This window comes from Mesorhizobium sp. B2-4-13 (assembly GCF_006658535.1).
GTDB lineage: Bacteria > Pseudomonadota > Alphaproteobacteria > Rhizobiales > Rhizobiaceae > Mesorhizobium > Mesorhizobium australicum.
Genome location: NZ_VFVB01000002.1, coordinates 377155 through 402074, shown reverse-complemented (window position 1 = coordinate 402074; position 24920 = coordinate 377155). Strand labels below are relative to the sequence as shown.

Below are 24920 nucleotides of genomic sequence, written 5' to 3'. Positions count from 1 at the left end.
GGCGAGTCCCTACCAAACGACTAAACTGGACGGTTAATCGAAAATAATTCGGAGGAATTCGATGACGCGGCGCGCTGCCTCATTCCGCAGGCAGGCCATACCCGATGTCGAGCGCGCACGGTCAGGTGAAAGAGCGCACCAGGCTGCCGACGAGCAGGTTCCAGCCGTCGATCAGGACAAAGAACAGGATCTTGAACGGCAACGACACGACCGTGGGCGGCAGCATCATCATGCCCATCGCCATGGTGATGGTGGCCACGATCAAGTCGATGACCAGGAATGGCAGCACGATCAGGAAGCCGATCTCGAAGCCGCGCCGGATCTCGGAGATCATGAAGGCAGGCACCAGGATGCGCAGGTCGACCGTCTCCTTCGCAACGACCTGGCCGCGTTCGCGGGCAAGGTCGGCGAAAAGGTCGAAATCCTTGTCGCGCACATTGTGCAGCATGAAGGTGCGGAACGGATCGGAAATCTTCTCGAAGGCCTCTGTCTGGCTGATCTGATTGTCCATCAACGGCTTGACGCCGGTGTTCCACGCCTGATCGAAGGTCGGCGCCATGACATAAAAGGTCATGAACAGCGACAGCGAAATGAGGATGAGGTTCGCCGGCGTCGATTGCAGGCCAATGCCGGCACGCAGGATGGAGAAGGCGATGACGAAGCGGGTGAAGCTGGTCACCATGATCAGCAGCCCCGGCGCCACCGACAGCACGGTGAGCAGACCGAACATCTGGATGATGTAGCCGACGGTGGCGCCATCGGCCTTGCCGATGCCGCCAAGGTCCAGTTGCTGGGCCGCCGCGACGGAGGTGGCGGCGCCAATCAGTGCCGCGGCAAGAAGGAATTTTCTCATTCGAGCAGCAATGTCCTGACGAGAACCTGTTTGACGTGCCCCTGACTGCGGATCGAGGCGCGTTCGTCGAGATCGGCCTTCAGATGCTGGTAGCCGCTGGCTCCTTCGATCTGGTGCATCTTGAGGGTACGCACGAAGGCCAGAAGATCCTGCTGGACGTCCTCCGCCATCGCCGGCGGCTGCGGAGCGTCGTAGACCACGGACACTTCCATCCTGATCCAAGTGTCCGCGGGCGAGGCGATGTTGGTGGTGATCGGCGCCAGCGCGACGAGCGTCGGCCCCGCGCCAGCTTGTTGAGCGGCTTCGGGCTGGGGTACCTTGCCCTCGTTTTCAGGCGCGACTGGCACCGACGATGGTGCGCCAACGCCCTTGAGATAACCGCCCGACATCCAGCCCATGCCGATGGCGGCGGCCGTCACCACGAGCAGCATGGCGCCCTGCACGGCAAGGGAAGGACCCTTGCGAGGCTGAATCTGATCGACATTGGCCATGGTGCCGCGCTCTCCAATGCCTAGAACGGAAGAACCTGGTCGAGGACCTGCTGGCCATAAGCCGGCTGCTGGACCTCGCTGACGCGGCCACGGCCGCCATAGGAGATGCGCGCCTCGGCGATGCGTTCATAGGAGATGGTGTTTTCCGCGCCGATGTCCGACGGGCGCACCATGCCGGCGATGGTGAGCACCCTGAGCTCGTAGTTGACGCGCACTTCCTGGGAACCCCTGATCATCAAATTGCCGTTGGGCAGGACCTCGGTGACGACGGCGGCGACGTTGAGCTCCAGGTTTTCGGAGCGCTTGATTTCGCCGTCGGCATTGGTTTCGGTGCTGGAACTCAAGCCGGCGTCGCCCTTGCCGCTGGTGCTGTTGCCTTCCCATCCGAGCGTGACGTCATAACCCAGCTTGCGTGCGGCGGTGCGGCTCCGGTCGTTCTGGTTCTTGAAGTTGGCCTTGTCGTTGAGCTTGATCCTGACGGTCAGGATGTCGCCTTCGCGCAGCGCCCTGGGATCGGTGAACAGCCGGCTCTGGCGGTCGTCCCACAAAGAGAACTTCTTGACCGGCGCGGCGGGCGGCTGAGGATAGCTGTAGGGTGCTGCCCCGTCGCCGCCGATGCCCGAACCGACCGGCGACAGCGATGGTTCCCTACCGATCTCCTTGAAATTGGTTGCGCAGCCGGACAAGGCTGCCGCCGCGCACAGGATGAGCATTCTGCGGATCATGACGGATCTACCCTTCGGGCTGCGCTGGCCATGATGCCGGTGAGCGTCGCCGCCGCCTTCTGGTCCATTTCGTTGAGGATGACGCCCGCCTTGCGTGAATCGAGCTTCATCAGGATGGCCGCGGCGAGGTCCGCATTGACGATCGCCAGGCGTTCGGCCGCCGCATCGGGCTTCATGCCGGCATAGATCTTGACGACGCCGTCCTCGGCCCGGGCCAGAAACACCTCGCGCCGCTTCAACCAGGTTTCGTATTCGGCTTTTTTTGCGTCCAGCGCCTTCATGCGCTCGTCGATGCCTGCCTGCAGCTGTTTTAACTCTTCCGCCTGCAAGGCATAGCGGCGGTCGCGCGCGGCGTCGGCGATGTTGGAGCAGAAGCGCTCGATCTCGCTCTGGTCCGGCGCCTTTTCTCGTGTCAGTTGCTGCGGTGCGACCGCGGGCTGCGCTCCGGGCAGAATTTGGCGAACGACATCCTCGGCGCGTGCGCCGCTGCTCGAAGCGGACATGGCCGCGAGGACCGTGGCCGCGAACAAGATTGCGCGGGGAGGGCGTCCTTGATGGGATGAGAGGGAGGTGATCATCGACATCGCTATTGGAGAACCAGATCGGCTTGCAAGGCGCCGGCCGACTTGATGCCTTGCAGGATGGCAATGATGCCGTCCGGCTTGACGCCGAGACGGTTGAGGCCGGAAACGAGAGTTTGCAGGTCGGGCCCGTCGAGCACGGCGACGCGGGCGTTGGGCCGGGTGGCATCGATGGCTGTGAACGGTTCGACGGCGGTTTCGCCCTTGGAGAAGGGTTCGGGCTGCACGACGCGCGGCGCTTCCGTAATGCGCACCGTCAGCGTGCCGTGGCTGATGGCGACACGTGAGATCTTGACGTCGTTGCCGATGACGATGGTACCGGTGCGCTCGTCGATGACGACGCGGGCCGGCGTGTCGGACTCGACCACCAGGTTTTCGATCTCGGCATAGAAGCGGGCCGCCGAAACGCTCTTCGGCCGCCTAATCTGCACGGTGCGGGAATCGCGCTCCGCCGCCACGCGCATTCCGAAGCGCTGGGCGGTGTAGTCGTTGATCGCGTCGGCGATGCGGATGGCGGTCGAAAAATCGGGATTGCGCAATTGCAGTGTCAGCGTCGACTGGTCATCGAACTCGGCCTTCACCTGCCGCTCGATTATGGCCCCGTTCGGCACGCGGCCGGCGGTCGGTACGCCTTGCGTCAACTGCTCGGCCTGGCCTTGAGCGGTGAAACCGGAAACGATGACCGCGCCCTGGCCGACGGCGTAGATCTCCCCGTCCGCCGCCTTCAGCGGCGTCATGATCAGCGTGCCGCCGGCAAGCGAGGTAGCGTCGCCCATCGAGGAGACGTCGATGTCGATGCGGGCGCCGGACTGCACATAGGGCGGCATGTTGGCGGTGACGATGACGGCGGCGACGTTCTTGGCGCGTGCGCTGCCGCCTTCGGTGGCGATGCCGAGATTTTCGAGCATGGCGCGGATCGACTGTTCGGTGAACGGCGAGTTGCGCAGGCTGTCGCCGGATCCGGCGAGCCCGATGACGAGGCCGTAGCCGACGAGCTGGTTGTCGCGCGAACTCTGCAGCTGCGCGATATCCTTGATGCGCGAGGCGACCTGGCCAGGCGGCAGCGAGCTTGGTCCGGGCGAAACGCGGAACATGCGCGTGGTGGTGGCGGGATCATATTCGGGATCGTCGTAGACACCGCCATTCCTGGCGGCGAGTTCGCGCTTGGCCTTGGGCGTCAGGCCATCGGCTAGTGCCGGCTGCAGACCGAGCGTGGCCGCAATCAGAAGGGCAAGCAGGCGCATCATGAAGCGCCGACCTGGATGGTGCCGTCGGCCATCACCGTGCCGGAGAGAATCTTGCCGCTGTCGCTGTTGCGGACCTTGATGAAGTCGCCCGCCGAACCCGCCTGCAACGTCACGGCGGTGGCCGTTATCGTCAGCCCGCCGGCGACGAAGAAGACCTGCACGGCGGCACCCTGCTCGACCAGCCAGGCCTCACGGACGGCGGCTGAAGGAATGTAGCGGCCGGGCAGCAGCGTGCGCTTGGCGATCTTGCCCTGCAGTTCCTCGGAACGGGTGGCAACAGCATCTGGCTTGTGCTTGCCGGGGATGAGGGTGACCTGCTTGAGAGCGGCAAGCTCGATGGTCTCGCCGGGATAGATGACCCGGTTGGGGATCAGCACGACCTCGCCAGCAGGTTGGTTGCTGGCGATCTGGTTGGCCGAGTCCTGGGCGAAAGCCGGCATGCCGGCCGCCAGCGCAAGGGCGAGCGCGGCGCGGCGGAATGCGGAGCAGGAGATCGGCATGGCCATCATCCGTTACCTGATGTTCTTGGAGACGACGGAGGCCATGTCGTCGGCGGCCTGGATGACCTTGGAGTTCATTTCATAGGCGCGCTGCGCCGAGATCAGTTCGGTGATTTCCTTGACCGGGTCGACATTGGAGGCCTCGAGATAGCCTTGCTGGATGGTGGCGAAGCCGGGATCGCCGGGCACGCCGACATTGGCCGGGCCGGAAGCCGTTGTCTCCTGGAAGAGATTGTCGCCAAGCGGCGCGAGGCCCGCCTCGTTGGCGAAGTTGACGATCTGGAGCTGGCCGAGGTTCTGCAGGTCGGTCTGGCCGTCGATGCGGGCGAAGACCTGGCCGGTCTTGTTGACGATGACTTCGACCGCATCAGTCGGCACGGTGATGGCCGGAATGACACTGGCGCCGTCCACCGTCACCAGCTGGCCGGTGGCGTTGGTGTTGAAGGCGCCGGCGCGGGTATAGAGCGTACCGCCATCGGCGCCTTCGATCTGGAACCAGCCCCTGCCGGTGAGCGCCATGTCGAAGCTGTTGCCGGTGCTGGTCAGTTCACCCTGGGTGTGGACGTTGCGTACGGCGGTCGTCTTGACGCCGAGACCGATCGAAACGCCTTCCGGCACCAGCGAGGCATTGGAGCGGTTGGGGACGCCTTGCGTGCGGTCGACCTGGTAGAGCAGGTCGGAGAATTCGGCGCGCGCGCGCTTGTAGCCGGTGGTGTTGATGTTGGCGATGTTGTTGGCGATGACTTCCAGATTGGTCTGCTGGGCATTCATGCCGGTGGCGGCGATAGCGAGTGCTTTCATGGCCTGCTCCTCAGATGCCCATGCGACTGACTTCGAGATAGGCCGAGACCACCTTGTCGCGGATGGCGACGGCGGTCTGCAGCGCCTGCTGGGCGCTCATCACGGCATCGACCACCTGGCGGGTGTCGGCGTCGCCCTTGAGCGCCTGCATCGACACCTGCTCGGCATTCTGCATGGTGCTGACGGTCTTGGAGGCAGCCTGGCTCACCGCTTCGGCGAAGGAGGTGCCAAGGTTGCCCGATGCCGCCGGCGCAACGCCACCCTGCAGCAGATCGGTGGCTGTATGGCCCAGCCCAGGCTTCAGGTTAAGCGCGCCGATGCCGTTGACGATCATTGGTTCCTCATCAGGTCGATGGTCATTGAAATGAGATCACGCGCCTGCTTCACGACTTGCAGGTTGGCCTCGTAGGAGCGGTTGGCCTCGGTCATGTCGGCCATCTCGATCAGCACGTTCACATTGGGCATCTTGACGTAGCCCTTGTCGTCGGCGGCCTCGTTGCCGGGCTGGAATTCGACGGGAAAATTGCTCGGGTCGCGGTCGATCGAATTCACCTCCACCGTCGAGCTGCCGGAGGCCCGGTCGAGTTCGGAGACGAAGCTGATGGTCTTGCGGCGATACGGGTCGGCGCCCGGCGTGGTTCCTGTCGACTGGGCGTTGGCGAGGTTCTCCGAAACCACGCGCAGGCGCTCGGACTGGGCGCCGAGGCCTGATGCTGCGACTTTGAGGGCTGCGGTCAGTGCGTCCATGGTCAGCTCTTCACCGCCATCATCATCATTGAGTGGAATGCCTTGACGATGGCCGTGTTGAGTTCGAAGGAGCGGCGCACCTCGCCGGCCTTGAGAAGCTGGTCTTCAAGCACGACCGTGTTCTTGGAGGGCATGACCACGCCGTCGTCTTCCTGCGGCTTGATGGAGAAGCCGGCATTGGTCGCCGCAGTGCCGAGATGGCCGGGCTCGGTGATCTGGAGCGACACCGCGGTGCGGTCGAGCACCTTCTCGAACGGCTCGACATCGTTTGCCGTGTAGCCCGGCGTGTTGGCATTGGCGATGTTGCCGGCGACCGCCGACTGACGTACCGACAGCCACTGCGCTTGCTTGGCGGCGAGATCGAAAAGGGAAACAGGCTCCATGGGAATCTCCGGGCATGTGCCCAAAGACTAGGACGCCAGTCTTGCGCGGACCTTGCGATCGGTCGCTAGAACGTGAAGGCGAAAACGGTGAAGCGGTTTTCGGACGACATCATGCTCCATCCCTTGAAATGGAGACGGATGATTTCAGGACGATCCGACCTGAAATCATCCTCGGCACAAAACCGTGACGGCTTATCTGGAAAGCTCGATCACCTGGTTGGCGCTGGTGAGCATGACCCATTTGCCGTTGCGCTGCTCGATCGCCGATACCTTGCTGGAATCCGGCAGCGTCGAACCGCGCTGGACCATCCACAGGCCGGTGTCGTCCTCGATCATGGCGCGGCCATTGGCGACATGGACCATGCGGAACTTCGCGATGTCGGCGGGGAAGGGTTGCTCGCCGGGCGGCTGCGTTTTGGAATCGTCCTGCACCGTGCCGGTGGCAAGCAGATCCACATCGGCGTTGGGAACGTCCCTGGCGGTCAGCGGCGCGCTGCGCTCGGCGACCACGCCACCTCCCGCACGTCCCGAATTGGTACCGGTGCCGCCGAACTTGATCGCCTGCACGCCGAACTGGTCCTGGTTGAAGAAGATGTACCAGGGAAACAGGGCGCAGGTCAGGCCGAGCGTGATGCCGAGCGCGGCGATGACGACGTCGCTGCGACGGTCCGCCTTCTTCTTGCCCAGTCTGGGGAATTGCGGCTTTGGCGGCTGCGGCCATTCGCTGGCGGCAAACAGACCATCGATCAGCGATTCGCGACTGGCTTGAGCCATATCGGCAGCCTCGACGCGGGGAAGGGAATTCACAGGGGGCTCGGCAGTCCGGGCCGGCAAAGGCTCGGATCTGGGGAGAGCCGATTTGACGGCCTTGGCCAGAACAACCGCGGTCCGGGCAGCCATGGCGGCGGCGGCGTTTGCCCTGGCGACCCTGGCCTCCTCCGCTCGAGCCTGCTCCGCGGCGTTCGCTTCGGCGATCATCTCGTTCAGGAGTCGCTCGGTGTACTGGCGTTCAGTCTCCTGGTTCGGCATTCTGCTTTCCCTTGAGATGGCGGGCAAGATCGGAGAACGGATCGGCGGACGGACGGTCCCTGGGCGATTGCGTCAGCGCCTCATAGATGACGGGCACCTGGCGTACGGCCATATCGAGTTCAGCGTCGACGCCGCCCTGATAGGCGCCGAGCAGCCGGATGTCGCGCGTGTCCTCGAAGCGGGAGATCATCGACTTCAGCCGCGTCACCAGGGCTCGCTGTTCGACACTCCAGGCCTTGCCGGCCAGTCGCGAGATGGACGACAGCGGATTGACGGGCGGATAGCGGCCCTGTTCGGCGATCGCGCGGTCGAGCACGACATGGCCGTCGAGGATGCCGCGCACCGAATCGGCGACCGGATCGTTGTGATCATCGCCGTCGACCAGCACGGAAATCATGGCCGTGATCGATCCCTTGCCTTCCAATCCTGGGCCTTCGGTTCCAGGCCCGGCGCGCTCGAGCAGCTTGGGCAGTTCGGTGAAGACCGAGGCGGGATAGCCGCGGGCAACCGGCGGCTCGCCGGTTCCCGTCGCCACCTCGCGCAGGGCGTGAGCGAAGCGGGTGATCGAATCCAGCACCAGCAGCACACGGTGGCCCTGGTCGCGAAAATGCTCGGCGACGCGCATGGCGGTGTCTGGCGCGCGCCGGCGCATCATGGCGCTCTCGTCGCTGGTGGCGACGACGGCCACGGTCTTGGCCATGCTGTCGCCGATCGTATCCTCGAGGAATTCGCGGACCTCGCGGCCGCGTTCGCCGATCAGCGCCACGACGACGGTGTCGAATGCGTCGGCGCCGGCGAGCATGGCAAGCAGCGTCGACTTGCCGACGCCAGATCCGGCGAAGACGCCCATGCGCTGGCCGAAGCAGAGTGGCGTGAAGATGTCGATGACCTTGACGCCGGTCATGAAGGCGGTACCGACGCGCTGCCGCGCCATGGCGCCGGGTGTCGCGGCGGCCGCCGACATGTCGTCGCCCCTGACCAAGGGCGGACCACCGTCGATTGCCCGGGTGAGCGCGTCGATGGCGCGGCCGCGCCACGAGGCATGCGGCGCCACCGCGAGCGGACCCCTGCGGAACACGGCATCGCCGATGCCGGCGTCGGCGCTGCGTTCGAAGGGGGCGATCACAACCTCGTCGCGGCTGATCTTGACGATCTCGCCGCGGCGCGAGCCGGACTGACCGCGCTGCTCGACAATGTCACCCAGCCTGGTGAAATCGGAAAGGCCGCGCACCTTGTAGTGCGTTGATGTGACTTCGGTGACGAGCCCGCCGCGCTTGACCAGCCCGTCGCTGTCGCCAAAGCGCCTGATAATCCGCTCCAAAGCGGCAAGCCGATCCAGCGGCGCCGGCTGGAGCTGTCTTTCGGGTGCACGGAGGGCTGGCTGCTCTGACGACATGCTACGACTTCGAGCCGAGCGTCTTTATCGCCTCCTCGGCGGAGGAATCGGTCTGCCGCATCAGCGCGGCAGTGTTCTCGAAGGCGCGCTGGACCATGATCAGCCGGGTCATTTCCAGCACGGGATTGACGTTGGATTCCTCGAGGAAACCCTGGGCGACGCCGATGTCGGAGCGGTCGGTGACCGGTTCGGGCGTGCGTGCGGGCACAATGCCGGAATTGCCGTAGCGCACGAAATTCTCGCCCGGGTCGAAATTGTAGAGGCCGATCGAGCCGACGAGCTGTTCGTTCTGGCGCAGCGAGCCGTCGGCGCCGGCCTTGGGCGGACCGTTGCGGGGGTCGAGCTGGATCGGCGCCCCGCCGGCGTCGAGCACCGGATGGCCCTCGACCGACATCAGCTCGCCATTCTCGTTCATCGAGAAACGGCCGTCGCGGGTCATGACGGTGCCAACTGGCGTGTCGATGGCGAACCAGGCGTCGCCCTGGATGGCGAAATCGAACGGGTTGCCGGTCTCCGTCATGGCGCCGTGAGCCCCCGACATAAAGGTCTTGCCGGAGGAGGCGAACGAAACCGACTTCTGCCCTGCGCCAGACACCACGTCCTCGAACTTCACGCCGGTGGCGCGAAAGCCGACGGTGCTGGCGTTGGCGACGTTGTCGGCGATCGTGTCGAGCCGGCGCTCGAGGGCTATCTGCGCGGAGAGGGCAACGTAGAGACTGTCTCGCATGATCAGAACTTCAGTTTCTGCATGGCCATCATCAGGTCGGTGGAGATGCCCGATGTGACCGGTTTGGCAAAGAGCACGCTGACCGACGTCACCGCCGTCGAGGTCGGATTGTTGATCTCGTACATGCTGGTGAAGCGGGTCAGGAACTTGTTCAGTTTCACGGGGTCCGTGAAATCCGAGATGTCGAGCTTCTGCCCGAACAACTGCGCCTGCTTGTCGATGTCGGCGGTGGCGAAAGAATCGGGCAGCCCCAGCGCGGTGCGCACCACGCTGGCAAGCGCCGTGTCGGCCAGCACGTCGTACCAGCTGGTGATGGTTGATGCTTTCCGGTCGAAATAGAGCGCCAGCCGCACGCCCTCATTGGTCTTGCCGGCGTCCTCCTCGAGGGTCTGGCGCATGTAGTTGTCGACGGTCGGCTGCTGCGCCGGATTGATGGTGGTGGCTGCTTCGCCGTACTGCTCGAAGTTGAAAGCGGCGGCGAGCCCGGCATAAGCCTTGTTCGTCATCTTGTTGGCGACGCTGTCGGCGTCGCGAATGCCCCCGGTCAGCACGCTGCGGATGAGATCCTTGCTTTCGGTCGCCGGATCGAGTCCGTAAGCCGAGAGCGCATAGTTGTACAACCGGCTGTTGGCCATCAGGTCGTCGATGGATTTCACGGTCGTGACGTTGGCAAGGTAGTATGCGGTCTCCGATTTTATGGAGTCCGCGTTCGGCGGGATCAGGCCAAGCGCCGACCCCGTGGTGTAGATCTTCGGCGTGTCTTTCAGCACCTCGTCGCGCGACGTTGTCTGATCGCCATATTGGGCAAAGTTGAACGCCGTGACGAAGTTGGCGTAGCGTTTGTCTGTCAGCTTGTTTGCCGGGCTGTTGGGATCGCTGACGCCGCCCGCCAGCATCGTGCTGATCTGCAGCGGCTTTTCGGTCGACGCATCCAATCCGTAGGAAGCCATGGCGAAGGTGAGCAGGCGCTTGTCCGCCATGAGATCGTCGATCGACTTCATCTTGGAGATGTTTGCCGCGTAATAGTCCGCCTCGCCCTTGATATACTGGGCGCTCGGTTCGACCAATTTCAGTCCGGTTCCGGCCACATAGCCTTTCGGCACCGCCTGCTGGGCAGCATCGCGCGTGGTTGTCTGATCGCCATACTGGGCGAAGTCGAAGACCGAGACAAAATTGGCGTAGCTCTTGTCGGTCAGTTTGTTGGCGGGGCTGTTGGGGTCGCTGACGCCACCTTCGAGCATGGCCCTGACGGTTGCCGCCGGTTCGGTCTCGGCGTCGAGGCCGAATGCGGCCATCGCGTATGTCAGCAGGCGGCTGTTGCCCATCAGGTCGTCGATCGACTTCACCTTGGAGATGTTGGTGACGTAGTAGGCGGTTTCACTCTGGTAGTAGGAGAGTCCTGCCTGCGAGGCGCCGATCTGGACTTGCAGCGCATAGTTGCTGGTCACCAGTTGCTGCGCCTTGTTGTAGATCGTCGCATTGGGGCCGTTGGCGGCGAAATTGAAGGCGCTGACGAACGCGGCGTAGCGCTTGTCGGTCAGTTTGTTGGCAAAACTGTTGGGATCGGAGACGCCTTCCTTGAGTGCCTTCACCATGAACGCCTTGGCGTAGTCCATGTTCTCCAGGCCGTAGGCCTTCATGGCGTATTTGAACAGCCGGTCATTTTTGACGAAATCGTCGATCGATTTCACCTTGGTGATGTTGGCGAGATAATATTGGGTATCGCGGTCGACCGTCGGCTGTTGCTCGATGCGGTCGATCGACTTGTTGATGTCTTTGGTGATCAACTGGTAGCTGGTATAGGTACTGAGCAAGGACGCGCCTCCGGCCGAAGCTATGCCAGCACAATAAGCTCACTTCCTTGCGCGAAACTGAATCGCCAACTTTCGTGCCATGGCGGCTCGGATTCAAGCCTCACACAAGGCACGGGGACTATCCCTTGTCCGACGTGAAATGCGGAAGGACCGGTCGTGGGCATTCTGATTGGACTTGTGGTGACGCTTGGCTGCGTCCTTGGCGGCTTCATGGCCATGGGCGGGCATCTGCACGTGCTGGTGCAGCCATGGGAAGCCGTGGTCATCTGCGGCGCCGCACTCGGCACCTTCCTGGTCGCCAATCCGATGAAGACGGTCAAGGATACCGGCAAGGGCATTCTGGAAGCCTTCAAGCAGGCGGTGCCGAAGGAGCAGGACTATCTGGAAACGCTCGGCGTGCTGCACAGCCTGATGCGCGAGTTGCGCTCCAAGTCGCGCAGCGAGGTCGAGGCGCATATCGACAATCCGGAGGAATCGGCGATCTTCCAGGCCTTTCCAACCGTGCTCAAGAATCACGATTTGATGAATTTCATCTGCGATTATTGCCGCATCATCATCATCGGCAATGCCCGCTCACACGAGATCGAGGCGCTGATGGACGAGGAAATCCAGACCATCAAATCCGACAAGATGAAGGCCTATCACGCGCTGGTCGCGGTCGGCGACGGCCTGCCGGCGCTCGGCATCGTCGCCGCCGTGCTCGGCGTGGTCAAGGCGATGGGCGCGCTTGACCAGTCGCCGGAAATCCTCGGCGGCCTGATCGGCGCGGCGCTGGTCGGCACCTTTCTCGGCATCTTCCTGTCCTATGCGGTGGTCGGACCTGTCGCCACCAAGATCAAGACGGTGCGCGAGAAGAAGAACCGCCTCTACATCATCGTCAAGCAGACGCTGCTCGCCTACATGAACGGTGCGCTGCCGCAGGTGGCGATCGAGTTCGGCCGCAAGACCATCTCCTCCTATGAACGGCCGACCATCGACGCGGTCGAGCAGAGCACCATGAACACCGGCAGCGCCGAGAAGAAGGCTGCCTGAGCGATGCGCGACAGATCGGTGCCAAAACTGTCATGACGAGTCCGGGCAGCCCCTCGCAGGCGCGTTCGTTGATCATCGAGCGTCTGGTCGGCGACAGCGGTGAGACCGATCAGGTCGTCGACGCCGGCCGTGCCATGGCCGAACGCGCCGTGCCGCTGCTGCAGAAGGGACTCTCGGGCGAGCTCGGCATTCCCGTAATTGTCGACCTCAAGGCCGTCGAGGTCAGCCGCGTCCCGGAGGCGCGCTCGCGCGCCGGCGACAATTTCGCGATGACCGTCGTCGGCTCGCCGGCGTCCTCGGACGCGATGACACTCGTCATGGATGCTCCCGCAATCGCGATCATGGTCTCCACCCTGTTCGGCGGCGACCCGGATATGCCGGTGTCGCCGATCGAGCGCGAGCTGTCGTCGATCGAGGCCGATGTCTCGACCATGGTGCTCCAGGAAGTGGCGCAGGCGCTGAATGGATCGGGGCGGCGCTCGCTCGAACTGCGGCTGCCCGCACCGCGCGCCATGTCGGGGATCGAGGCCAGGCGGCACGTGCTGCGCGACGGTGCCGCGATCCGCATCGTCCTTGGCATCTCGACGCCGGTCGACAGCGGCTCGATTACCGTGACGATGCCGCAGCGCATCGTGCTGGCGGGCCGCGATGCCACGGCCAGCATCAGCGAGGACGATCACGGAACCAGTTGGCGGGCACGCTTTTCGGAAGAGGTGATGCGCTCGACCGTAGCGCTCGAGGCCACCATGCCGCTGGCGCGGCTGACGCTGGGCGACCTCGCCAACCTCGAAGTGGGCCAGGTCATCGACTTCGAAGAAACGGCGCAATCGCGGGCTCGCCTCGGCGCGCGCGGCCAGACGCTGTTCGTATGCGAGTTCGGCAAACTGGGGCAGAATTACACCGTCCGAATCAGGCATCCTTTCGATGCCGGGCAGGATTTCATCGATGGGCTCATGCCGGCTGGTGCCGGGCGCGCCTGAGCTTTTGGAGACGACGCATGGCCAAGACAAAGGTAGAAGCAGAGCTCGACCAGCCGGACGAGCAGCTCGATCGCGCCATCGAGGAATTGCGGGGGGTCTTGCACGAAGAAGAGCAGCGCCCCGATGCGGCGTTCCGGGCTGCCGCGGGGGCCAATTCAAGCGTTATCATGAACATCCCCGTCGATGTCCAGATCATCCTCGGCAGCACCGAGATGGCGGTTGCCGATCTGATGGCGCTGCAGAAGGGGTCGACGGTCGCGCTCAATCGCCGCATCGGCGAGCCGGTCGATGTCGTGGTGAACGGCCGCAAGATCGCGCGCGGCGAGATCACCGTGCTCGAAAGCGACCCTTCGCGCTTTGGCATCAGGCTGACCGAAATCATCGCCGGCACGAAGGGCGCCTAGACATGGATCGCGGAGCTCGCCGGTGGCGGCGGAGGCGAAAGGCATGACGACGCCGCTGACGACCCTGACGCGCGCGCAGAAGGCGGCCGCCATATTGGTGGCGATGGGCAAACCGTCCGCCAGCCGCCTGTTGAAATTCTTCAAGCAGGAAGAGCTGAAGGCGCTGATCGAGGGCGCGCGGCTGCTCAGGACCATTCCGCAGAGCGATCTCGAGCGCATCGTCGCCGAATTCGAGGCCGAGTTCACCGAGGGCGCCGGCCTGCTCGATTCCGCCGACAGGATGGACACCATTCTCAACGAGTCTCTCTCGCCCGAAGAGATGAGCGCCATCATGGGCGACAAGAAATTCGAGGTCGCGCCTGAAGGGCCGCCGCCGATCTGGCCCGATCTCGAAAAGCTCGAACCCTCGCGGCTGGGCGCCTTCCTGGCGGGCGAACACCCGCAGACGGCGGCCATGGTGCTGTCGAAACTGGCGCCGCAGGCGGCGGCGAGTGTGCTTTTGACACTGACGAAGCCGATGCGCGGCGAGATCATCAAGCGCATGGTGACGATGGCCAACGTTCCGGCCGCCGCCACCAGGATCGTCGAGAACCGGCTGCGCTCCAGCGTGCTGTCGGATACCTCCACCAAGGACACTTCGGCCGGGCAGGCGCGCGTCGCCAGCGTGCTCAACGAGCTGGAAAAGCCCCTGCTTGAGGAGGTCATGCAGGATCTCGAAGCCGCCGGCACGCCCGACCTCGACGGTGTCCGTGCCCGGCTGTTCGCTTTCGACGACCTGCCGCTACTCACCCAGAAGGCGCGCGTGCTTTTGTTCGACGGGCTGTCGACCGAGCTGGTCACGCTGGCGCTGCGCGGCACGTCGGCCGCACTGGCCGAGGCGGTGCTGTCGGCGATCGGCGCGCGCTCGCGACGCATGATCGAGGCCGAACTCGGGCAAGGCTCGGAGGGTGTCCCGGCCGCCGATATCATGGCCGCGCGCAAGACGATCGTGACGACCACCATCCGCCTGTCGCGCGAAGGGGCCTTCGAACTTCCCTCGACGCAGAACGCCGCCTAAGGCATGTCCGACGCCACCGACAAGGACTCGAAAACCGAAGAGGCGACGGAAAAGAAGATCCGCGATACCATCGAACAGGGCAAGCTGCCCCATTCGAGGGAAACGGCGCTCCTCGCCTCGTTCGTCGCCATACTGGTGTTCACAGTCTTCTATGCCAAGGACGCCGTCGTCGACCTCAGCACGTTCCTGTCGATGTTCCTGGAGAAGCCCGAGGCTTGGCCGATGGACACCGAGACCGATGTCATCGCGCTTTACAAGCAGGTCTTGTTCGAAGTGAGTCGCGCCGTCGTGAGCCTGCTGGTGCTGCTGACGGTTGCCGGCATCGGCGCCTCCGTGCTGCAGAACATGCCGCAATTCGTCGGCGAGCGGATCAGGCCGCAGATGTCGCGCATATCGATCGCCAAGGGCTGGAACCGGATGTTCGGCGCCCAGGGCTGGGTCGAGTTTTTGAAATCGCTCGCAAAGGTCGGTTTCGCCATCACCGTGCTCACCTTCACGCTGTCGGAGGACCACCGCAAGCTGCTTGCCGGGATGATCACCAATCCCGTCGCTTTCGGCCTCGTCATCCGTGGCATCGCCGTCGACATACTGGTGGCGATCGTGTTCGTCATGGGACTGATCGCGGCGATCGATATCGTCTGGTCGCGCTTTCACTGGAAGCAGGACCTGCGCATGAGCAAGCAGGAGGTCAAGGACGAGTTCAAGCAGTCCGAGGGCGACCCGATCGTCAAGTCGCGGCTGCGCTCGTTGGCGCGCGACCGGGCGCGTAAGCGGATGATGACGGCGGTGCCGCGCGCGACGCTCGTTATCGCCAATCCGACCCATTTCTCGATTGCGCTGAAATATGTGCGCGACGAAGATTCGGCGCCGCTGGTCGTAGCGAAAGGGCAGGATCTGGTGGCGCTGAAAATCCGCGAAATCGCCAAGGAGCATAAAATCCCGATCTTCGAGGACGTGGCGCTCGCCCGCTCCATGTACAAGCAAGTTTCGGTCGATAATGTGATCCCGTCACAATTCTACCAGGCCGTCGCCGAACTGGTGCGGATCGTCTACTCGAAAAAGGCTGAGCGCAGACAGATTTCATGAACCGGCAACCGCACGCAAAATCCCGCGAGATCATCGTCGCCAGCGCCATCGAACAGGTGGTGGTGGAGCTCAGGCTGATCGATGTCGCCGACTATATCGCCTTCATCCGGCTGGAGCATTTCGCCTGCCTGTCGGATCTGGTCGATTCAGCGGCGGAGCTGTTCTTCATGCCGGGTACGCTTAGGCTCGGTCATGGCGGCGAGGCACATGTCGACTGGAGCGGCAGCCCGCGCATCGTGCTCGATCTGGAACTCAGGCCGCCCGGCGTGACCGTCTATTTCCAGCTGACGCTGAGCGAGACCGGCAGCACGGTCCTGGTCAATTACGTGTCGTTTGAAAAGCCGGGCGAAGACCCCGGGCACAACACGGCGCTGCTGGAGGCGGTGATCGAACAGGCCCGCATTCGCAAGGTCGAACCGCTGGCGTTCTAAAGCGCTTCCTTCAGCCGAGAGCGGCTACTCGATAAGCCCCAGCCGCAACGCCTTGGCGACCGCTTGGTTGCGGTTGACCGCATTGAGCTTTTGGGTCGACTGGGTGAGGTACTGGTTGGCGGTGTGCACCGACAGTTTCAGGAGCCGCGCGATCTCCTCGCTGGTGTTGCCGTTGGCGGTCAGCTTCAGGCATTCAAGCTCGCGCTTGGAGATCGAGCGCATTCTGCCGACGTCTCCCGGACGCATCCGCGCGACGGCGGCGAACAGCGAGAAGCAGCGAGCGTGAATTTCGTAGAGCGCATCCTGCGGCAGCGCGATCTCCGATCCCAGGAAGACGACAAGACCGCATTGACCGCGATCGGCATGGACGGGGAAGGCAATGCCGCTCGACCCGGGTGTCAGCGGCGCCATCTGTCCGGTCCAGGCGAGATTGCCGAACATGTCGGCCATGGCCGCCACGCCATCATCCGTCCACCAGCGCGGCTCGGTCGAAATCCGGCTATGGCGAACGATGTCCTCGCCATTGGCGCCTGAAATGAACTTGGTGGCCACCGCGACGCCTGGATAATCTGAATCAAAGCACGGGACCAGCCGCGCGCGCTCCGGCGACGGGCTGACGAAGTACAGGCCGAAGGCCGAGGCATTGATGTCGACTGAGATCCAGCGGCAGCGGCGCACCGCATCGGGAATGGTGACGGCGTGATGTGTTTCGGATCCCAGCGAGAAGGCACCGAACGGGCTGCGCTGCTCGTTGAAAAGGGCCTCCGCGGCCTCCTTGATGTCGGCGTGTTTCAAATGATGCCACTCCTGATCGCCGTGGCGATGGCCATCGCACGGTTCGAGGCCGCGAATTTCTGGATGGCGTGGGTGATGTAGCTGTTGACGGTGTTGGAGGAGACGCCAAGGATCACCGCCACCTCGTCGGTGGTCTTGCCTTCCGAGACCCAGAACAAGCACTCGCGCTCGCGGTCCGACAGCGGATCCTGCATCGCCGCGGCGGCGATCAACTGCGGGATGTGCGAAAGCGCGTAGCAGCATTTCAGCTGCGCCTTCATCAGCGCCGGCTGGTCGATCCGGCCGGCGGCGGCCGCCGAGAACAAGGCGAACAGGCGCTGACGGCCGACATTCAGCCGCAGTGAATAGACCTCGGCATGGCCGAGCACGTCGAGGAGCCGAGCCTCTTCGCCCGAGACCAGCCCGCCGGCATCCGGCGCCTGGGCCGCAACCAGCGGCGTCGGACGGATACCGGGTGCGGCGGTGAGCGGGCCCTGTGCAAGGCCGGCGATCAGCCGCTTGCCGATCAACTCGATGGCGTCGAAGATCCAGTTCGAAGACACGATACGCGCATCGTTGCGGTCCTGGTCATGGACAATGGCGACCAGCATATAGCTGTCGGCGCCGATCTCGGCGGTCAGCTCCATGAAGAAGGAGGTGAGATCACCGCGCGACGTCAGGCGCGAGCCCAATGTGTCGGATTGAAGAGGCGCGGCGGGACTGCTCATCTGCTGCTTTTTGGTCGGAATCAATTCTGATGCCCGGCTGCTGGAGTGCCAGCTGCCGAACCCGAAAACGCGTTACTTTTACGAGACACACACGAGGCGCGGGGCCGCGCCCAACCAGACGGAATCCATTCAGGGAACGCGAGACATCCGCGTCTGGCGCCGGAAAAATTCCGGAACGTGAGACTTTGGGTGGTCGCCGCGCCCCCCGAGGACCGGCTGATTCGGGTCTAATCTACCCGCAGATGAATCCGACATCAAACGCGATTTGACAAAATCGAATCCGGTGGACTCGGCCCGCGACTCAGCGGCCAATTTCTCTGCACTTCCTGGCACGGAAATCGAGCCGCGCAGGCCGGTCATGATTTTTGCGATGGGCTTACGCGGCGCCTCTGGGTGCAAAAAAGGGCGGCTGCCGCCATCCTTCCTTTGTCCGTCCTCCCCGCAGGCGCTGCGCTTGCTGGACGACCGCTCTACCGATCCTCGAACCCAGTCAGCACGCCGACGGCATTGATGCCGATCTCCTCGACGGCATAGCCGCCTTCCTGGACGAACAGCGTCGGCAGGCCGAGCTTGGCGATGCGCTGGCCGATCTTCGGATAATCCAGGCTTTTCAGCTTGAACTGGCTGATCGGGTCCTTTTCGAAAGTGTCGACGCCGAGCGAGACGACGACGATGTCGGGAGCGTAGGCGGCGAGTCTGGCGCAGGCATCCTCCAGCGACACGTTCCAGGCATCCCAGCCGGTGCCGAAGGGCATGGGGTAGTTGATGTTGAAGCCTTCGCCGGCCCCCGCGCCACGCTCATCGGCATGGCCGAGGAAGAACGGGTACTCGACCATCGGATCACCGTGCAGGTTGAGAACCTGTACGTCGGCGCGGTCATAGAAGATCTCCTGCGTGCCGTTGCCGTGGTGATAGTCGACATCGAGGATCGAGACACGCTTGGCGCCCTGGTCGCGGAACCATTGCGCGGCGACGGCCGCGTTGTTGATATAGCAATAGCCGCCCATGAAGCCGGCCCCGGCATGGTGGCCGGGCGGACGGCAGAGCGCGAAGGCCGACCTCTCGCCGTCCTTGACCAGGCCGGCGGCGGTCAGCGCGACGTCAAAGGACGATTTGATCGCGGCCCAGGTGCCCTCGACGAAGGTGGCGCCGCCGTCGAAGGAATAATAGCCGAGCAGGGCGTCGATGCGCTTGGGCGGCACGTCGCCGCGCAGGCCGCGCGTCGGCCAGGTGAAGGGCATCGCGGTGCCCGCATGGCCCTCGGCGATCCATTGCGGCCAGACGGTCGGCAGGAAGTCGATGTAGTCGGCCCTGTGGACGCGCTTGGCGGCGGCGAGGTCGTGCTCGACCGGGGCAATGATCGGTCCGAGCTTCTCGCTTTCGACCCGCGCCTTGATGAACTCCGCCCGCGAGGGCTTTTCGAAGCCGGGCACGATGGCTGACGTGACCAGTTCCATCTGCCCGGCATGACCGGCGTGAAGTGGCGAATAGACAGTCTTCATGAATTTCCTCTCGAAGTGCGAAGCGGTTTTCCGTCCGGGATTGCATTGAAATCGGTCAGTCAAGGTTGAGGTAGGGGCTCACCAAGGCGAGCCACATGGTTTCCACATCGTCCTCGATGAGGTCGAATGTCCTGCGGTCCTTCTTCAGCCCAACGAGCCGGCAGACGTGCCCGACCTCCATCATCAGCACGCCGAGCCGGCTGGCGATCTTGCCTTCGAGTGCGGGGTTCACATGCTGCAGCCATGCAGCATAGAGGGCGATGATCTGGTCGTCATATTCGTTCTGGATCGGCCGCAGGTCGGCATTGCCTGAAATGGCCTCGATCACCGGCATCAGGGTGGCGTTTTCGAGGTAGAGCTTGGACGTGTCGATGAACAGCTTGCGCACTTCCCGCCGAAATTCTTCGCGGTTGGTGGGCGGGGCGACCTTGATGCGCCTCGCGATCACCTCGGGAAAGGATGACAGCCAGCGCCGGGCGAGATCCAGAAGAATGGCTTCCTTGTTGGGAAAGTACTGGTAGACCGAACCGACCGACAGGCCCGCGCGCTGCGCGATGGCGAGCGTCGTCGGTGTCCTGGTTCCTTGCTCCCGCGTCAGGATCAGCGCAGCGTCGAGGATCCTGTCGACCACCTTGCTGGACCGTTGTTGCCGCGGCTGCTTGCGCGGCTCGAGCGCTATCCTGGTTTTGCGGTCGAGACTGCGCTTCACTGCTTGATGCCCTCGTTCCCTGCCTGGTCCCAACACAAGCGGGGCGTGCTGTCCACAATACATTCTAAATCCGGCATGTTGACAAACGCGAATAATCAGTCGCATTCTTTATCCACGCTGTCTCTTGGGATAACAAGGGAAATTTCGAAGACAGCGTACTGGCATCTATTTTTGTCCCATGGCGCCGCTCCTGTGGAGTGGGTCGTTGGGCACGGGGTTGTCGGGTCTAAAATCAGTCGTCAAAAGCGCGGAGTCGCGATGTCTGTTACGGGTGCGGGTCACAATGCGGATCTGATTGTCATCAACGGTCGTGTGCTGACCATGGACGGTGACAATCCCGCCGCCGAGGCCGTTGCCGTCAAGGACGGCGCCATCATCGCCATTGGCAGCCGTGCTGCAATCGAAGAGTTCAGGGGAACGGGTACAAAGGTCATCGACGCCGAGGGCGGTTCGGTGATCCCGGGTTTCATCGAGGCCCATATGCATCTGTTCGGCGGCGCGGCTGAACTCGACAATCTGCACCTGGCTGGCGTGCATGGCTTCGATGCCTTGCGCGATGCTATCCAGCTCTTTGCCGCGGCGCGGCCCAATGCCAAGCTTCTGATCGGCGCCGGCGTCGACTATGCGGTTCTTCCCGAGCCGGTTACGCGGCATCATCTCGACCGCATCATTCCCGACCGCCCCTTCGCCATGTCGGCTTCCGACCATCATACGATGTGGGCGAACACCAAGGCGCTGGAGCAGGCAGGGCTTCTGCATGGCCGCCAATTGGGGCCGGGCAACGAAATCGTCATCGGCGCCGACGGACTGGCCTCGGGCGAATTGCGCGAAGGTGAGGCATTTGGTCCGATTCTGGAATTCTTTGGCCAGAACCGCACGCGGCTTGGCCTGACTGGCATGGAGCCGGAGCCTTATCCTTCGGCCGAGGAATTGGCTGCCGACCGCGATCTGATGCATCGCGGTCTCGAATGGTGCGCCAGGCATGGCATCACGTCGATCCAGAACATGGATGGCAACCTCTACCAGCTTGAATTGCTTGCCGGCCTGGAGGCGGAAGGGCGGCTTATATGCCGTACAAAAATCCCGTTCCATTTCAAGAACTTCATGACACTGGGCATGCTTGAAAAAGCGTCGGGTATGGCCGCGACCTATAACTCCGAATGGCTCTCCTCGGGCATGGTCAAGGTGTTTTACGACGGTGTGCTCGATTCTTGGACTGCCGTGATGGTCGACGACTACGCCGACCGTCCCGGCTGGCGCGGCGAGCCATTGTTCACGCCCGAGCACTTCGCCGAGGTGGCAGTGGAGGCCGACCGCAGAGGCCTGCAGATCGCCGTTCATTCGATCGGTGACGGCGCAGTCCGCGCGGTGCTGGACGGCTATCAGGCGGCGCGGGAGAACAACGGCAAGCGGGACAGCCGTCACCGCGTCGAGCATATCGAAGTCATCACCCCGACGGATGTACCGCGGTTCGCCGAACTTGGCGTCATCGCTTCGATGCAACCGCCGCATCCGCCCGGCGCCATGAACTTTCCGCTGGAGCCGACGATTTCGCGCATCGGTCGCGAAAGGTGGCCGCTGAGCTATGCCTGGCGCACGCTGAAGGATGCTGGCGCCCGCGTCGTGTTCGCTTCCGACTGGCCGGTCTCGCCGGTTGATCCGATCCTGGGCATCCAAGCGGCGGTGATGCGAAAGCCTTGGGCAGAGGGCTTGGCGGACCAGAGTTTCTCGCTGCATGAAGCGCTTGCCGGCTATACGGTCGAGGGCGCCTACAGCGAATTCATGGAACACCGCAAAGGCGTGCTGAAGCCGGGTTATCTGGCGGATCTGGTCGTTTTGTCGGCCGATATCGAGAGGACTGCCCCGGAAGCGTTGCATACGGTGCGGCCGGTGACGACCATCTGTGGCGGCAAAATCACCTACCAAGCCTGACTGTGGCATGGGGCTTGCTACCCCAAGAGTACACTGAACTGTGAGTCAATGCCGGGCTTGCCAACATACCGGGCGTGTGGTCACATCCAACAGGGGAACAGCTCCGCCAGCAAGAGCGGGGTCAACAGTGAGGCGTAATCGTGCCGGACAAACCGGATCGGAATGCGATTGAAGTAGTAAACGTCAGCAAAATTTTCGGATCGGGTGAGGGGCAGGTCGCTGCCCTCGACAAGGTCTCGGTCTCCATTCGCGAGAACGAGTTTTTCACGCTGCTTGGGCCGTCCGGCTGCGGCAAGACCACTCTTTTGCGGCTGATCGCCGGATTCGATTTTCCAACAGCCGGCGAAATCCTGCTCTACGGCCAGGACATCGCGCCCTTGCCGCCGTTCAAGCGCCCGGTCAACACCGTTTTCCAGTCCTACGCGCTGTTCCCGCACATGACGGTGGCCGAGAACATCGGCTTCGGCCTGGAAATGCTGGGCAAGCCAAAGGATCAGATCAAGGCGCGCGTCGCCCAGATGCTGAAGCTGGTCAAGATGGAAGCGCTGAGCAATCGCCGCACCAGCCAGATCTCCGGCGGCCAGCAGCAGCGCGTAGCGCTCGCGCGGGCGCTCGCACCGCAGCCGAAGGTGCTGCTGCTCGACGAGCCGCTCTCCGCGCTCGACTACAAGCTGCGCAAGGAGATGCAGATCGAACTGAAGCGGCTGCAGCACGAGACCGGGATCACCTTCATCTTCGTCACCCACGACCAGGAGGAAGCGCTGACCATGTCGGACCGTATCGCCGTGATGTCGTCGGGCAAGATCCTGCAGGTGGGTTCGCCCTGGGACATCTACGACAAGCCGGCCGAACGCTTCGTTGCCGACTTCATCGGCGAGACCAACTTCTTGACCGCCGCCATCTCTGGCGTCAGCGATGGAAAGGCCCGCGCGACGCTCAAATCCGGGGCGATGATAAATGCCACGGTGGCGGAAGGCTTCCAGCCCAAGGACAACGCCACCGTGGTGGTGCGGCCCGAACATGCCAAGCTGACAACGACCAAGGGTGATCTTTCCGGAACGGTCGAAAACATCGTCTATTTCGGCACCGATACGCACATTCAGGTCCGCCTCGACAGTGGCGAGGCCTTCACGGTCCGCCAGCAGAACACCCGTAGCGCAGGCTGCGGTTTCGAGCAGGGCGACAAGGTCGGCATTGCTATTGGCAACGACGCCGCACAGGTGTTGAGGGACTGATGGCAACCGCACTCTCAAAAGCCGCCTTGTTCGAAGCAGGTGCCGCCAAGGCCTCGGCACGGCGCAACCGATTGCTCTCCGTGCCGGCGCTGATCATCATCGGCATTTTCGGCGTGCTGCCGCTCATCATCATATGCGTTTATTCGTTTCTCCAGGCAGCGCCCTATGGCGGCGTGCAATGGCAGTTCTCGACCGACGCCTATCTGAACTTCCTGTTCCAGCGCGATATTTTCGATGACACGCTGCAGTTCACGCCGGACTTCCTGATCATCTACCTGCGCTCGTTCCTGTTCGCCGTGGTGACGACGGTCATCTGCCTGCTGCTTGGCTTTCCAACCGCCTACTTCATGGCGACGCGGCCGCCGGCGCAGCGCAACTGGTGGGTGCTTTTGATCACTATTCCGTTCTGGTCGAACCTTTTGGTGCGTACGCTGGCGATCATGTTCATCATCCGCGACGAAGGACTGGTCAACAATGCGCTGATGGCGTTGGGTGTGATCGATAAGCCGATCACGATGCTCTATACTAATTTCGCTATCCAACTCGGCCTGCTCTATTCCTTTCTGCCGTTCATGATCCTGCCGCTTTATTCAAGCCTGGAAAAAATGGATTTCCGGCTGGTTGAGGCCGGCTATGACCTTTACGCCACCCGTCGCAAAGTGTTGTGGCGCGTGATCATCCCGCTGTCGTTGCCCGGCATCATCGCCGGCTGCCTGCTCGTCTTCATCCCGGCACTCGGCGCCTACGTCACGCCGCTGATCCTTGGTGGCGGCATCCATCTGATGATAGGGGATCTCATCGCCCAGCAATTCGGCTCGGGACGCAACTGGCCGCTCGGCTGCGCGCAAGCGCTGATTCTAATGGCCGCGGTGCTCGTGGCGCTGTACTTCTACGTTCGCAATACGTCGGGGAAGGTGCAGCATGGCTGATCCCCGCAACGTAGATATCAAGGATCAGCCGGGGTTCCGCACGATAGCCATCATATGCGTTGCCGTGCTTTACGTGCCGATCCTGATCCTGATGATCTTTTCGTTCAACACGGGTTCGCTTGTCACCCATTGGGAGGGCGTCGGCCTGACCTGGTACGGCACCGCACTGCTCAATGAGGAATTCCACAACGCCGCCGAGAACACGCTGATCATCTCGGTGAGCGCGACGATCGTTTCGACGATCTGCGCCACGCTGGCGGCGATCGGTATGACCCGGGTGAAGCCGTGGCGTGGCCTTCCTGCCGCCTTCATGGTCATAAACCTGCCGCTGATGGTTCCCGAGATCATAACCGCGGTGGCGACATTGTCCTTCTTCGCCCTGATCGCCGGGGCCTTCGGCCTGAATTTCGGCATCGGCAATCTGATCCTCGCCCATACCGTGTTCTGCATCCCCTTCGCCTACATGCCGATCCGGGCACGTCTCGAGGACATGGACCTGACGCTCGAATCCGCCGCGGCCGATCTCTACGCCACGCCGTGGCATGCGTTCCGGCGCATAACACTTCCCTTGCTTGTTCCCGGTATAATGTCGGGTGCGGCGCTCGCCTTTATCGTCTCCTTCGACGATTTCACCATCACGCAGCTCGTCGCTGGCCCCGGCCAGACGACCTTGCCTCTCTACATCTGGAACCAGATCAGGCGGCCGATGACGCCGGAGATCAATGCCATCTCCACTATCCTGCTGTTGGTCTCGATCCTCTTCGTCTCGGTGTCATTCCTGATCGCGCGCCGACGCGCCAAGTGACCAAAAGCTCCACGACAACAAT

At 63.0% G+C, this 24920-nt stretch carries 28 protein-coding genes; 10 read left to right on the top strand and 18 right to left on the bottom strand.

The window, feature by feature from the left end; genetic code table 11:
- Window positions 1–121 precede the first annotated feature (121 nt).
- The 14 genes from fliP to FJ936_RS06035 form a co-directional block, all read right to left on the bottom strand.
- The gene (gene fliP, locus FJ936_RS06100) at window positions 122–853 is read right to left on the bottom strand and encodes a flagellar type III secretion system pore protein FliP (protein ID WP_015315906.1); all 732 of its coding nucleotides are present in this window, start codon (window positions 851–853) and stop codon (window positions 122–124) included.
- Complete coding sequence (locus tag FJ936_RS06095; protein WP_015315907.1) at window positions 850–1344, bottom strand: flagellar basal body-associated FliL family protein; 495 nt, start codon at window positions 1342–1344, stop codon at window positions 850–852. Before FJ936_RS06095 ends, fliP begins: the two co-directional genes overlap by 4 nt.
- 20 nt (window positions 1345–1364) lie before the next feature.
- Window positions 1365–2069: a flagellar basal body L-ring protein FlgH gene (gene flgH, locus FJ936_RS06090; protein WP_015315908.1), complete on the bottom strand. Its 705-nt coding sequence runs from the start codon at window positions 2067–2069 to the stop codon at window positions 1365–1367.
- A complete protein-coding gene (locus FJ936_RS06085) occupies window positions 2066–2653 on the bottom strand; it encodes a MotE family protein (protein ID WP_181171163.1) in 588 nt (195 codons plus the stop codon). The genes flgH and FJ936_RS06085 overlap by 4 nt, the downstream gene beginning before the upstream one ends.
- 2 nt (window positions 2654–2655) lie before the next feature.
- Window positions 2656–3897 carry a flagellar basal body P-ring protein FlgI gene (locus FJ936_RS06080; protein ID WP_140713462.1) on the bottom strand — a complete coding sequence of 414 codons (1242 nt, stop codon included), beginning with the start codon at window positions 3895–3897 and terminating at the stop codon, window positions 2656–2658.
- Entirely contained in the window at window positions 3894–4403 is a 510-nt protein-coding gene (flgA, locus tag FJ936_RS06075) for a flagellar basal body P-ring formation chaperone FlgA (protein ID WP_181171165.1), read from the bottom strand. The genes FJ936_RS06080 and flgA overlap by 4 nt, the downstream gene beginning before the upstream one ends.
- A 6-nt stretch (window positions 4404–4409) precedes the next feature.
- Window positions 4410–5198 (bottom strand): flagellar basal-body rod protein FlgG, encoded by a 789-nt coding sequence (gene flgG, locus FJ936_RS06070; protein ID WP_015315912.1) that lies wholly within the window; start codon window positions 5196–5198, stop codon window positions 4410–4412.
- A gap of 10 nt (window positions 5199–5208) precedes the next feature.
- Entirely contained in the window at window positions 5209–5532 is a 324-nt protein-coding gene (locus FJ936_RS06065) for a flagellar hook-basal body complex protein FliE (protein ID WP_015315913.1), read from the bottom strand.
- A complete protein-coding gene (gene flgC, locus FJ936_RS06060) occupies window positions 5529–5945 on the bottom strand; it encodes a flagellar basal body rod protein FlgC (protein WP_015315914.1) in 417 nt (138 codons plus the stop codon). Before flgC ends, FJ936_RS06065 begins: the two co-directional genes overlap by 4 nt.
- 2 nt (window positions 5946–5947) lie before the next feature.
- Window positions 5948–6328, bottom strand: coding sequence for a flagellar basal body rod protein FlgB (flgB, locus tag FJ936_RS06055; protein ID WP_015315915.1), 381 nt, complete (start codon window positions 6326–6328; stop codon window positions 5948–5950).
- Between the two features lie 192 nt (window positions 6329–6520).
- Window positions 6521–7357, bottom strand: coding sequence for a hypothetical protein (locus tag FJ936_RS06050; RefSeq protein ID WP_140661818.1), 837 nt, complete (start codon window positions 7355–7357; stop codon window positions 6521–6523).
- Window positions 7338–8753: a flagellar protein export ATPase FliI gene (gene fliI, locus FJ936_RS06045; RefSeq protein WP_140789090.1), complete on the bottom strand. Its 1416-nt coding sequence runs from the start codon at window positions 8751–8753 to the stop codon at window positions 7338–7340. The genes FJ936_RS06050 and fliI overlap by 20 nt, the downstream gene beginning before the upstream one ends.
- Window position 8754: 1 nt before the next feature.
- Window positions 8755–9480, bottom strand: a complete 726-nt coding sequence (gene flgF, locus FJ936_RS06040; protein ID WP_140661819.1) for a flagellar basal-body rod protein FlgF — start codon at window positions 9478–9480, stop codon at window positions 8755–8757.
- Window positions 9481–9482: 2 nt separating this feature from the next.
- The gene (locus FJ936_RS06035) at window positions 9483–11294 is read right to left on the bottom strand and encodes a DUF1217 domain-containing protein (RefSeq protein ID WP_141906225.1); all 1812 of its coding nucleotides are present in this window, start codon (window positions 11292–11294) and stop codon (window positions 9483–9485) included.
- Between the two features lie 156 nt (window positions 11295–11450).
- Here FJ936_RS06035 and motA point away from each other — a divergent pair, with 156 nt between their 5' ends.
- From motA to FJ936_RS06005, 6 genes are read left to right on the top strand one after another with little or no spacing between them, the layout of a single operon-like run.
- Window positions 11451–12326 carry a flagellar motor stator protein MotA gene (gene motA / locus FJ936_RS06030; protein ID WP_015315920.1) on the top strand — a complete coding sequence of 292 codons (876 nt, stop codon included), beginning with the start codon at window positions 11451–11453 and terminating at the stop codon, window positions 12324–12326.
- 32 nt (window positions 12327–12358) lie between these two features.
- The gene (locus FJ936_RS06025; protein ID WP_140619462.1) at window positions 12359–13306 is read left to right on the top strand and encodes a FliM/FliN family flagellar motor switch protein; all 948 of its coding nucleotides are present in this window, start codon (window positions 12359–12361) and stop codon (window positions 13304–13306) included.
- A gap of 17 nt (window positions 13307–13323) precedes the next feature.
- Window positions 13324–13710, top strand: coding sequence for a flagellar motor switch protein FliN (fliN, locus tag FJ936_RS06020; RefSeq protein ID WP_015315922.1), 387 nt, complete (start codon window positions 13324–13326; stop codon window positions 13708–13710).
- Window positions 13711–13753: 43 nt separating this feature from the next.
- Window positions 13754–14767 carry a flagellar motor switch protein FliG gene (locus FJ936_RS06015; RefSeq protein ID WP_015315923.1) on the top strand — a complete coding sequence of 338 codons (1014 nt, stop codon included), beginning with the start codon at window positions 13754–13756 and terminating at the stop codon, window positions 14765–14767.
- 3 nt (window positions 14768–14770) lie between these two features.
- On the top strand, window positions 14771–15853 hold the full coding sequence (gene flhB / locus FJ936_RS06010) for a flagellar biosynthesis protein FlhB (protein ID WP_141906224.1): 1083 nt from the start codon (window positions 14771–14773) through the stop codon (window positions 15851–15853).
- Window positions 15850–16284: a hypothetical protein gene (locus tag FJ936_RS06005; protein ID WP_015315925.1), complete on the top strand. Its 435-nt coding sequence runs from the start codon at window positions 15850–15852 to the stop codon at window positions 16282–16284. The genes flhB and FJ936_RS06005 overlap by 4 nt, the downstream gene beginning before the upstream one ends.
- Before the next feature lie 24 nt (window positions 16285–16308).
- Here the strand turns inward: FJ936_RS06005 and FJ936_RS06000 are convergent, their stop codons facing one another.
- From FJ936_RS06000 to FJ936_RS05985, 4 genes are all read right to left on the bottom strand, one after another.
- Window positions 16309–17079, bottom strand: a complete 771-nt coding sequence (locus tag FJ936_RS06000; RefSeq protein ID WP_140619467.1) for a helix-turn-helix transcriptional regulator — start codon at window positions 17077–17079, stop codon at window positions 16309–16311.
- Window positions 17076–17786, bottom strand: a complete 711-nt coding sequence (locus tag FJ936_RS05995; RefSeq protein ID WP_041163672.1) for a helix-turn-helix transcriptional regulator — start codon at window positions 17784–17786, stop codon at window positions 17076–17078. The genes FJ936_RS06000 and FJ936_RS05995 overlap by 4 nt, the downstream gene beginning before the upstream one ends.
- Window positions 17787–18256: 470 nt before the next feature.
- Window positions 18257–19288 (bottom strand): histone deacetylase family protein, encoded by a 1032-nt coding sequence (locus tag FJ936_RS05990; protein ID WP_140619469.1) that lies wholly within the window; start codon window positions 19286–19288, stop codon window positions 18257–18259.
- A 55-nt stretch (window positions 19289–19343) separates the two neighbouring features.
- Window positions 19344–19997 (bottom strand): TetR/AcrR family transcriptional regulator, encoded by a 654-nt coding sequence (locus FJ936_RS05985; protein WP_015315929.1) that lies wholly within the window; start codon window positions 19995–19997, stop codon window positions 19344–19346.
- A 258-nt stretch (window positions 19998–20255) separates the two neighbouring features.
- Here FJ936_RS05985 and FJ936_RS05980 point away from each other — a divergent pair, with 258 nt between their 5' ends.
- The 4 genes from FJ936_RS05980 (at window position 20256) to FJ936_RS05965 (ending at window position 24898) form a co-directional block, all read left to right on the top strand.
- Window positions 20256–21929 carry an amidohydrolase gene (locus FJ936_RS05980; RefSeq protein WP_140789097.1) on the top strand — a complete coding sequence of 558 codons (1674 nt, stop codon included), beginning with the start codon at window positions 20256–20258 and terminating at the stop codon, window positions 21927–21929.
- A gap of 140 nt (window positions 21930–22069) precedes the next feature.
- Window positions 22070–23164 carry an ABC transporter ATP-binding protein gene (locus FJ936_RS05975; protein ID WP_140713486.1) on the top strand — a complete coding sequence of 365 codons (1095 nt, stop codon included), beginning with the start codon at window positions 22070–22072 and terminating at the stop codon, window positions 23162–23164.
- Window positions 23164–24093, top strand: a complete 930-nt coding sequence (locus tag FJ936_RS05970; protein ID WP_224530184.1) for an ABC transporter permease — start codon at window positions 23164–23166, stop codon at window positions 24091–24093. The genes FJ936_RS05975 and FJ936_RS05970 overlap by 1 nt, the downstream gene beginning before the upstream one ends.
- Window positions 24086–24898, top strand: coding sequence for an ABC transporter permease (locus tag FJ936_RS05965; protein ID WP_027060103.1), 813 nt, complete (start codon window positions 24086–24088; stop codon window positions 24896–24898). The genes FJ936_RS05970 and FJ936_RS05965 overlap by 8 nt, the downstream gene beginning before the upstream one ends.
- Window positions 24899–24920 lie beyond the last annotated feature (22 nt).

Coding starts and splice junctions, on each gene's coding strand:
- flgC (WP_015315914.1), bottom strand. CDS start 5,945: ATGGACGCACTGACCGCAGCCCTCAAAGTCGCAGCATCAGGCCTCGGC.
- FJ936_RS06080 (WP_140713462.1), bottom strand. CDS start 3,897: ATGATGCGCCTGCTTGCCCTTCTGATTGCGGCCACGCTCGGTCTGCAG.
- FJ936_RS05970 (WP_224530184.1), top strand. CDS start 23,164: ATGGCAACCGCACTCTCAAAAGCCGCCTTGTTCGAAGCAGGTGCCGCC.
- FJ936_RS05965 (WP_027060103.1), top strand. CDS start 24,086: ATGGCTGATCCCCGCAACGTAGATATCAAGGATCAGCCGGGGTTCCGC.
- flhB (WP_141906224.1), top strand. CDS start 14,771: ATGTCCGACGCCACCGACAAGGACTCGAAAACCGAAGAGGCGACGGAA.
- fliI (WP_140789090.1), bottom strand. CDS start 8,753: ATGTCGTCAGAGCAGCCAGCCCTCCGTGCACCCGAAAGACAGCTCCAG.
- FJ936_RS05995 (WP_041163672.1), bottom strand. CDS start 17,786: ATGAGCAGTCCCGCCGCGCCTCTTCAATCCGACACATTGGGCTCGCGC.
- flgA (WP_181171165.1), bottom strand. CDS start 4,403: ATGGCCATGCCGATCTCCTGCTCCGCATTCCGCCGCGCCGCGCTCGCC.
- fliN (WP_015315922.1), top strand. CDS start 13,324: ATGGCCAAGACAAAGGTAGAAGCAGAGCTCGACCAGCCGGACGAGCAG.
- FJ936_RS06005 (WP_015315925.1), top strand. CDS start 15,850: ATGAACCGGCAACCGCACGCAAAATCCCGCGAGATCATCGTCGCCAGC.
- FJ936_RS05980 (WP_140789097.1), top strand. CDS start 20,256: ATGTCTGTTACGGGTGCGGGTCACAATGCGGATCTGATTGTCATCAAC.
- flgF (WP_140661819.1), bottom strand. CDS start 9,480: ATGCGAGACAGTCTCTACGTTGCCCTCTCCGCGCAGATAGCCCTCGAG.
- fliP (WP_015315906.1), bottom strand. CDS start 853: ATGAGAAAATTCCTTCTTGCCGCGGCACTGATTGGCGCCGCCACCTCC.
- FJ936_RS06085 (WP_181171163.1), bottom strand. CDS start 2,653: ATGTCGATGATCACCTCCCTCTCATCCCATCAAGGACGCCCTCCCCGC.
- FJ936_RS06015 (WP_015315923.1), top strand. CDS start 13,754: ATGACGACGCCGCTGACGACCCTGACGCGCGCGCAGAAGGCGGCCGCC.
- FJ936_RS06025 (WP_140619462.1), top strand. CDS start 12,359: ATGACGAGTCCGGGCAGCCCCTCGCAGGCGCGTTCGTTGATCATCGAG.
- flgG (WP_015315912.1), bottom strand. CDS start 5,198: ATGAAAGCACTCGCTATCGCCGCCACCGGCATGAATGCCCAGCAGACC.
- FJ936_RS06095 (WP_015315907.1), bottom strand. CDS start 1,344: ATGGCCAATGTCGATCAGATTCAGCCTCGCAAGGGTCCTTCCCTTGCC.
- FJ936_RS06065 (WP_015315913.1), bottom strand. CDS start 5,532: ATGATCGTCAACGGCATCGGCGCGCTTAACCTGAAGCCTGGGCTGGGC.
- FJ936_RS06050 (WP_140661818.1), bottom strand. CDS start 7,357: ATGCCGAACCAGGAGACTGAACGCCAGTACACCGAGCGACTCCTGAAC.
- FJ936_RS05990 (WP_140619469.1), bottom strand. CDS start 19,288: ATGAAGACTGTCTATTCGCCACTTCACGCCGGTCATGCCGGGCAGATG.
- flgB (WP_015315915.1), bottom strand. CDS start 6,328: ATGGAGCCTGTTTCCCTTTTCGATCTCGCCGCCAAGCAAGCGCAGTGG.
- flgH (WP_015315908.1), bottom strand. CDS start 2,069: ATGATCCGCAGAATGCTCATCCTGTGCGCGGCGGCAGCCTTGTCCGGC.